This window comes from Paenibacillus sp. AR247, from assembly GCF_002968895.1.
Classification (GTDB): domain Bacteria; phylum Bacillota; class Bacilli; order Paenibacillales; family Paenibacillaceae; genus Paenibacillus_AQ; species Paenibacillus_AQ favisporus.
In genome coordinates this window covers 387,163-395,080 of sequence record NZ_PCZT01000012.1, presented here as the reverse complement: position 1 = coordinate 395,080, position 7,918 = coordinate 387,163, and the positions used below count along the sequence as shown (strand labels likewise).

Below are 7,918 nucleotides of genomic sequence, written 5' to 3'. Positions count from 1 at the left end.
TTTGAGAACGCCAGGCGTAGGTTCGACCTGCCCCGGGAATACGGTCAGCGTAATCCGCGGATCGGCATCCTTCACCGTCTCCTGCAGCTGCTGCTTCAGAAGCAGCGCCTGGTAATGGGCCGCATCCGTTATTCTCAAGCTTCTTGCTCATTTATAATGCCCCCCGATTTTCATGGACCGCTCCGCCGCCTGGCCGGCGCCCGTAAGCGAAGAGGCTCTTACGATCGCCATGCTGCCGTACCGCTGCTTGATATGGTCCGTCGCCTTTTCCAGAGCCCGCAGCCGCTCCTGGTCTTCAAACAGCGTCAGCTGGTAATTCCGGTCGTCGCTGAGCTCGCTCAGCATGACCCCGGCGCGCCTAACGGGCATGCGGTCCCAATGCTTATAAAAAATCGTTTTTACGGCTTCATACACCTTGTTCGTGTTGTTCGTGGGATCCGGCATCTTCATTTGCCGGGAAAAGCCTGTCGGCGCGTCATAAGGGCTGCACATACAGCTGACCGTGACGACCGAGCCCATGTATCCCTTCCGGCGGCAGTCGCGGCATACTTCTTCCGTCAGCTCCAGCAGGATCGTGTCGACCTCCTTGGGGATGGCGTAGTCCCGGGGCAGCGTCATCATATGCCCGACCGATTTGGGAGGCTTGTCGAACGTTTCCGGAGTCACCTTGCTGTCGTCCATGCCGTTGGCGGTGCGCCACATCACTTCGGCCTGGATATCCGACTGCTTGCCGAACCGCGCCCGGAATTTATCCTTCAGCTGGGGAAGAGGCGTTCTCGCCACATCCCCGATCGTCGTCATGCCGAGTTTGGCAAAATGGGCCGTCATGCGCGAACCCACTCCAAACATTTTATGGACCGGCTCCGGCCACAGATTCTTCTCGATGTCGGCTTTGGGCAGTATAAAAATGCCCTCCTTGTTCTTCTTCGCCCAAATGTCGGTGGCGATTTTAGCCAAAATTTTGTTCGAGCTGATGCCGACCCGCACCCAGACTCCCGTCTCCTCCATCACCTTCTGCTGGATTGACTTGGCAATGCTCACGGGGTCGCCGAAAAGAGCCAGGCTGCCAGTCACGTCCAGAAACTGCTCGTCGATGCTGAATATTTCGACCAGATCGGTATATTCCTCGTAAATCCGGGTAATCTGAAGCGAGACATCGATATAATGCTGCATTCTTGGACGCATAATGACGAGATCCGGGCACTTCTTGAGCGCCTCCCCCAGCCGTTCGGCGGTGGATACCCCATAACTCTTGGCGATCGGGCATGCGGCTAGAATGATGCCCGATCTGCGCATCGGGTCTCCGGCAACGGCGAGCGGCCTGTCTTTATACTCCGGATGATCCGCTTTCTCTACGCTTGCATAAAAGCTCTGACAATCGGCCAAAAATATAATTCTCTCCTTTGATCTGCTCAAGCGCACACACCCTCCACATCCACTTTGGCATTTCGTTAAACCGGTTTGGGCCGGGCAGCTCCGAGAAGCTCTAGCTCCCTAAAGACCGCTCGTCGAAAAAAACGATCCGGGCCGCTTCCCTCTCCACGAAGCAATGCTCACTCGGTAAGCGAACGTATATTCGTATTATATACCAAACACATGTTCTCTATGCAAATGTATTTTTTGACAGCCTTCCCTTCCTGCTGGCAGACAGGCTGGCGTAAACCGGCATCCCGCGGTACACTGTTTACAACGATCATTCCACAAAAGGGGGAGTGCCTGATGTGCGGCCGTTATACACTGACCGTGTCGATGGAAGAATTGATGCTGCGCTATGAGCTTGAGCTTGCGCTGAACTTTCATCCCCGTTATAATATCGCTCCGGCGCAGAACGTACTGGCCGTCATTCATGATGGAAGCAGCCTTCGCGCCGGTCAGCTTAAATGGGGGCTGGTCCCGTCCTGGGCCAAAGACAGCAGCATGGGGAGCAAGATGATCAACGCCAGAAGCGAAACGCTGGCGGACAAGCCGGCCTATAAGCTGCCTTTTGCGAGGAAGCGGTGCCTGATCCCCGCCGACGGATTTTATGAATGGATGAAAACCGACAGTGGCAAAGTCCCTTACCGGATTACCCTCCGGGGCGGGGGTATCTTCAGCATGGCCGGCCTCTACGACACCTGGCTGCAGGAGGACGGCAGCAAGCTGAGCACCTGCACGGTCATCACTTCCGGGCCCAATGCGCTGATGGCGCCGATCCATGACCGGATGCCCGTCATTTTGCGCCCGGAGGACGAAATGGCCTGGCTGGACCGCGGGCAGACGGACGTAAACGCCCTGCAGAAGCTGCTCGTGCCCTATCCTGCCGAGGAAATGGAAGCTTACCCGGTCTCAAGGACGGTCAATTCGGTTAAAAACGATACGCCCGATTGCATCGAACGGGTACCGGAAGGCGCGTAACCGTATATATGCAAAAAAAGCGCCGCCTTGCGCGAACCTTTACGGTCCGGCTGGGCGGCGCTTTCTGGATTCTGCCTCCTGTATCGTCAGAAGGCAGTCCGGTGCTCCATCATCTGCTAAGCCAATTTATTCAACAATCAGGGTCCCCTTCATATCACTGTGGCCGGCACCGCACATGACGGAGCAGTGGAACTCATGCTCACCTGCTTGATCGGCGGTAAACTCTGCAGAGCTTGGCTTCTGCAGGTCCACGTTGAAATCGGGAATGGCCAGACCGTGGTTTCCATCTTTGTTCTCCAGCGTAATTTTGACTTTTTCGCCCTTTTTGACCTTGATCTCGGATGGCTCAAACTTAAAGTTTGACGCCGTCACCTTGATTTCCTTCACGCCGTCCGAGCCGCCGGAAGACGAAGACTCGTCCGACGAGCCGCTCCCGCTTCCGCCGCTGCTTCCGCAGGCGCTAAGCACAAAAACCAGCAGCAGCGTAAGTCCTATCAGCATCCATTTTTTCATGTTAAATCCCTCCATTTAAAATAAATAAGTATGTTGTTCTGTTATCCTTCCTGGCGGCGCCCCGCATCTTGCTTCTCCTCATCCTCTTCCGTCAGATGCCGCGCAGAGCTGCGGAATTCGTGAAGCGTCGTCCCCACCGCCTTGCCGAGCTGCGGCAGCTTGGACGGCCCGAACAGCAGCAGGACGAGCAGCAGCAACAGCAGCAGCCCCGGTATTCCGATCGTCGAAAGCATGGCCGATCCCTCCTTTTCCATGAAGTCGCATGACCTTCATCGCAGGCCCTAAATCGCTGCCTGTTCAGACAAGCATGCCTCCCTGTTTCAAATACTTCTGGATCCCTTCCGCCGCCCGGTAGGCAAGCGCGCCGACGGTATCGGTCGGATTGTAGCCGCTGTTATGCGGAAATGCCGAAGCACCTACCACAAACACGTTTTCCGCGTCCCACATCTGCAGGTAACTGTTCACCGCCGACGTTTCCGGGTCCGCGCCCATAATGACCCCGCCGGTATTGTGGGTGGATTGGTAAGGAACGATATTGTAAGGATCTAGCTTGTCCTTGACCTCCACATGGGAAGGACCCATCTCCTTCATGACCTCACCGGCCTTGTCTGCCAGAAACTTCGTCAGCTCACGGTCCTGATCTTCAAAATCAAACGTAATCCGCAGCAGCGGTTTGCCGTAAATGTCCTTATAGGTCGGATCGAGATCCAAATAGTGGTGCTTCCAGGGCAAACTTGCCCCCTGCGTCGCTACGGTCAGCACGCGGTTGGCGTACTTCAGCGTGGTCTTCTTCCATTCCTTGCCCCAGGTCGGCGTGCCCTGCGGCGCCGGGTGTTTTCGATCGGGCGCAGGCCGTTCTGGCTGATCCGGATGCCCGCCCCGTGCAGAAACTTCAAATCGGAGTGGTCAAAGTTATCCCCGTTGAAGTCGTCGAACTCCATCCCGAGCGCCCCGGCGCCCATGAACGTGCTGAATTCCTCATCAACGTAAAAGCCGACCGCGTGACCGGAGTTGACCTGATACGCATAATTCCGGCCGATCGTTCCCCGGCCGGTTTTCCGGTCATAGGGCGTTCCGAGCTTGGAGCTCAGCAGCAGGCGCACGTTATTCAGCACGAAGCTGCCGAGAATGACCACATCCGCCGGCTGGGTCACCTCTTCCCCGGTCACCGTGTTGATGTACACTACCCCGGTCGCCTTTTTGCCGTCATGGAGAATTTCGGTCACGTTCGAGAACGTGCGCACCTCCAGCTTGCCGGTGGCCATCGCCGTCGGGATCACTGTCACGACCGGATCCGCCTTGGCGCCGTACTCGCAGCCGAACCGCTCGCAAAATCCGCAGTACTGGCAGGCCGCACGGGAGACGCCGTCCGGATTTTTGTAGTTCTCGCTCAGGTTGGCCGAAGGGATCATGTACGGATGGTACCCGAGCTTTTTGGACGCCTCTTCGAACCTTTGCAGGATCGGCGTTTTTTTCATCGGCGGAGTCGGAAACGGATGGGACCGTTTGCCAAGCATCGGGTTCGCTTCCGATTCCCCGGAAATGCCGGCCATCTGCTCGAACTTGTCGTAATACGGCTCGATTTCATCATACGTGATTCCCCAGTCCTGCAGCTGCATGCCGGCGGGAATTTTGCCTTTTCCATACCGATCGACCGTCTGGCTGTAAATCTCAAAGTCATACGGCAGGAAGCGGTGCGTCTGCCCGTTCCAATGCGATCCCGCGCCGCCGAGCCCGTCCCCCAGCAGGAAGGAGCCATAGCTGCGCATCGGCAGCGCCCTCATCGATTCCGTATTGCGGAACGTGATCGTTTCCTTGGACAAGTCCTGCATCAGTTCAAAACGCCGCGCATACCGCAGCTCATCATGATCCATGAAATAATCTTCCGTACTCCGGCTTTTTCCGCGCTCCAGTCCGACGACCTGGACGCCCGCTTTGGTCAGCTCGGCCGCAATGATGCCGCCGACCCAGCCCATTCCAACAATAACCACTGGTACTTTAGGTAATTTGGCCACGTCTGATGTCCCCTTATATCTGTGAAATTTATTCGCTCATGTGAGCCTGCAGGCTTTTCGGCTGGATTTGGACCAGCCCTTCCTTCGTAATCTGCTGGGCGTAGCTCATCTGGTTGCCCGGAAAATTCCGCATTTTCCACCCGTTCATATTCCGGTTGCCGCCATAGAGCGGATCGGCGTATACGCCCTCGATCGTCAAATTTTTCAGCATGTTGAAGAAGCTGCTGCTTGTCACCCCGCGCATGGGGAATTTGTCCCCTTTCTCCATAGCGGTCAGCACTTCGTCCTGCTGCTGGCCCTCAAGCTCCGTAAAAGCCTTCTGGTGCTTTTGCTGGCAGTAGCTCTTCAGTCCCTCCAGGCCCAGCGTGAACATCTCGTTGCGCTTCAGCCGCGACTGCTCCCCCTGCGTTGTCTGGGCCTGGACAAAAGGACCCATCATATAGTCCCGCGCGTTATACCCCCACGGGCCTGCGAGCTGATGATCAATAAAAAAGGCGACGCCCAGCGCCTTGGCACCAGGACCGTTCTCATCTTCGGGATAAATCCTTTCGACCGCCGCTTCGGTCATTTTAAACTGCTCCTGGTTAAAGAACATCAGCGCATCCTGCAGCGAAGCCTCAGGCTTGCTGTCGGCAGGCGCCGTCTTGGGAGCCTGATTTTTCTCCAGACTGTCCGTCAGGACGCCCCCGAACACACCGCCGACGACCAGACCGCCAAGCGTCATTCCCGAGGCTTTCAAAAATTTCCGCCGGGATTCATCCGGTTCTTTCGACCGGGCCGGCTTGCTGCTCTTCCCCAATTTCAGTCCTGGCAACATGATCCCTCCAATTATGAATATTGTGGATGCAATAAAGAAGACCACTTCGAATCAGTTACCCAAAATTTCTCTGTTTCAAACGCAATATCTGACATCAGACGTCATATTGTGACCAAATGACTAGGACGAACCTCGCGGTTTCCATCACAACCGCCGCATTGATCTTCAAAGGAAGAGAGTCCGCAAATCACCTGACAGCCTAATACGTCAAGAAGTTCGGGCAGGTTTCGCTGCTGACTGTTTTGAATACAAAAAAAGCCCCCGGGTTTCTCCCGGAGGGCTGCATTCTAAGCGCTTGTATGCTTTTTTAGCGGAACATTCCCCACAACTTGATCAGGTGGAACGTATTGTTGGGATCGATCTTTTGGGCGATCACAAACCGGACGATTTGTCCTTCCTCGGCGCCGGTCAGCTTCTCGTTCAGGATGGACGATGCCGACTTGACCAGCCGCTGTACCCTGGCCGGATCCTGCAGGTCCTGTTTGTTTACGCCTTCGATCAATTTTTTAATGCGCTCCTTGGTGGCCGGATTTTTCATCTTCAGCTTGATCCGTGCGACCAATTGGGGGCTGATTCCGTACTGCTGATAACCCATATTGGCACCTCCCGTCTAATGCAGTCCAACTAAGTATATGACGGGAGGGGTTGTCCACTGACCTAATCGACCAAATCTCCTTGAAATATCTGCTCCTGCTGCAAATAGTCCCGCAGAGGCCCGTACGCCGGGGAGGTCCAAAACGCCGGATCCGCCACCAACCGGGCGGCGTCATCTCTCGCCTGCTCCAGCACGGCAAAGTCGCTCACCATGTCCGCCAGGCGGAACTCGGGCAGACCGCTCTGCTTCGTGCCGAAGAAATCTCCCGGTCCGCGAAGATCCAAGTCGCGCCGGGATACTTCAAAGCCGTCGTCCGTCTCGGTCATGACGTTCATGCGCTCCTGACCGACCTCCGACTTCGGATCGGCGATCAGCACGCAGTAGGAAGCGTGCTCGCCGCGTCCGACACGGCCCCGAAGCTGATGCAGCTGCGACAGGCCGAAACGGTCCGCGTCCATAATGACCATCAGCGTCGCATTCGGCACGTCCACCCCGACCTCGACGACGGTGGTCGAGACGAGCAGCTGCACCTCGTTTTCGTAGAAGGCCCGCATCACTTCCTCCTTCTCGGCCGGCGTCATACGGCCGTGCAGCAGGCCCACCTTGTAGGAAGGGAACGCCTGCTGCATCTGGACATGCAGATCGATCGCGTTCTGCACGTCCAGCTTGTCCGACTCCTCGATCAGCGGACAGATCAGGTACGCCTGGCGCCCCTGGTCCACCTCGCGGGCGATGAAGCCCAGCACCCGGTCGAGCATATTGTGCTTGACCCAGTACGTCGTGATCGGAATCCGTCCTTTCGGGCGCTCCGACAGCGTGGACACGTCCATGTCGCCGAACGCTGTAATCGCCAGCGTCCGCGGGATCGGCGTCGCGGTCATCGTCAGCACGTCCGGATTATACCCCTTGCGCCGCAGAATGCCGCGCTGGTTGACACCGAACCGGTGCTGCTCGTCGGTGACCACTACGCCCAGCTTGCGGAAAAACACGTCCTCCTGGATCAGGGCGTGCGTTCCGACGACGATGTCGGTCAAGCCCATCTGCAGCGAGGCGAGCAGGTCCTTGCGCTTGCGCCCCGTAACGCTGCCGGTCAGCAGGCCGACGGTGATGCCGAACGGCTCAAACAGCTTCTGCAGCGAGCGCGTATGCTGCTCGGCCAAAATTTCGGTCGGCACCATCAGCGCGCCCTGATAGCCCGAACGCACCGACGCGTACAAGGCGATCGCCGCCAGCACCGTTTTGCCGGAGCCGACGTCTCCCTGCAGCAGCCGGTTCATGCAGTGCGGCGAGCGCATGTCCTGTAAAATTTCGAGTTCGACCTTCTTCTGCGCATCGGTGAGCTCGAACGGCAGGCTGCGCACGAACTCGCGCATCGTTTTGTTGTCCACCGTATGGACGACGCCGTCCATACGCTCCCGGTTCAGGGCGCGGAACGCCTGCATTTTCAGCTGAAACAGAAACAGCTCCTCGTAGACCATCCGCTCGCGACCCTGCTGCCCTTCCCCGGTATCCTGGGGCTGGTGGATCGTGGCGATCGCCTTTTTCCGCGGCATCAGATGGTACTTCCGCAGCAGTTCCTCCGGC

Annotated in this window: 7 protein-coding genes and 1 pseudogene; 1 reads left to right on the top strand and 7 read right to left on the bottom strand. The window is 57.1% G+C overall.

Annotated elements, in window-relative coordinates; all coding sequences use genetic code 11:
* Window positions 1-147: 147 nt before the first annotated feature.
* The gene (locus tag CPT76_RS23270; RefSeq protein WP_105444602.1) at window positions 148-1,416 is read right to left on the bottom strand and encodes a DNA polymerase IV; all 1,269 of its coding nucleotides are present in this window, start codon (window positions 1,414-1,416) and stop codon (window positions 148-150) included.
* Window positions 1,417-1,719: 303 nt separating this feature from the next.
* Here CPT76_RS23270 and CPT76_RS23265 point away from each other — a divergent pair, with 303 nt between their 5' ends.
* Window positions 1,720-2,394 carry an SOS response-associated peptidase gene (locus CPT76_RS23265; protein ID WP_105444601.1) on the top strand — a complete coding sequence of 225 codons (675 nt, stop codon included), beginning with the start codon at window positions 1,720-1,722 and terminating at the stop codon, window positions 2,392-2,394.
* Between the two features lie 126 nt (window positions 2,395-2,520).
* Here CPT76_RS23265 and CPT76_RS23260 read toward each other — a convergent pair whose 3' ends face one another.
* From CPT76_RS23260 to recG, 6 genes and pseudogenes are all read right to left on the bottom strand, one after another.
* A complete protein-coding gene (locus CPT76_RS23260; RefSeq protein ID WP_105444600.1) occupies window positions 2,521-2,907 on the bottom strand; it encodes a cupredoxin domain-containing protein in 387 nt (128 codons plus the stop codon).
* Window positions 2,908-2,948: 41 nt separating this feature from the next.
* Window positions 2,949-3,140 carry a twin-arginine translocase TatA/TatE family subunit gene (gene tatA / locus CPT76_RS23255; protein WP_105444599.1) on the bottom strand — a complete coding sequence of 64 codons (192 nt, stop codon included), beginning with the start codon at window positions 3,138-3,140 and terminating at the stop codon, window positions 2,949-2,951.
* A 64-nt stretch (window positions 3,141-3,204) separates the two neighbouring features.
* Window positions 3,205-4,883, bottom strand: a pseudogene (locus CPT76_RS23250) (GMC family oxidoreductase).
* Between the two features lie 67 nt (window positions 4,884-4,950).
* Window positions 4,951-5,736, bottom strand: a complete 786-nt coding sequence (locus CPT76_RS23245) for a gluconate 2-dehydrogenase subunit 3 family protein (protein ID WP_258168745.1) — start codon at window positions 5,734-5,736, stop codon at window positions 4,951-4,953.
* A gap of 310 nt (window positions 5,737-6,046) precedes the next feature.
* The gene (locus CPT76_RS23240) at window positions 6,047-6,334 is read right to left on the bottom strand and encodes a stage VI sporulation protein F (protein ID WP_076169947.1); all 288 of its coding nucleotides are present in this window, start codon (window positions 6,332-6,334) and stop codon (window positions 6,047-6,049) included.
* A 62-nt stretch (window positions 6,335-6,396) separates the two neighbouring features.
* Window positions 6,397-7,918, bottom strand: a 1,522-nt coding sequence (recG, locus tag CPT76_RS23235; protein ID WP_105444597.1) for an ATP-dependent DNA helicase RecG, incomplete at its 5' end; no start/stop codon positions are given.